We start from the raw sequence: 425 nt of genomic DNA on the forward strand, positions 1-425 counted from the left end.
TGGCGGGTTTCCCCTTGATTGTCCAGCCTCGCATATCAGGAAGCACACCCGATGGATACGCGACAGCAAGTTTTGGGTAGGCTGATTTGTCAAACGCCTGCCCCTGCATCAGGACGTAGCCAGACGGAACGATATCTGATGGCCACGGGATCGGCGCACCTGCCGGAAAGGCCGAATTCTCACCGGCCCCAAGGTATTCAAGAACATCTGCAACGGAATTTTTTGCCAGAATATCCCTGCCAACCTGAGTCAGTTCAGTCAGGCTGGCGGCATCATTTTCCGCAAAATACGGTAATTTATTTTTCGCCGTGGAAAGCCCTGCCAGCGCCGTCAGTGTCGCATTCTTCGGTTGTTTACCCGCAAGCGCGTTAGTCATGGTGGTAGCAAAATCTGGATCATTCCCGAGCGCTGCGGCCAGTTCATTC

1 protein-coding gene is annotated in these 425 nt (G+C 53.9%); it reads right to left on the reverse strand.

Annotation, left to right across the window (positions count from 1 at the left end):
* On the reverse strand, window positions 1–425 hold a 425-nt coding region (locus tag P3R27_RS14845; RefSeq protein WP_301399189.1), incomplete at both ends, for a phage tail protein.

This window comes from Enterococcus spodopteracolus (assembly GCF_030441955.1).
GTDB lineage: Bacteria > Bacillota > Bacilli > Lactobacillales > Enterococcaceae > Enterococcus_B > Enterococcus_B spodopteracolus.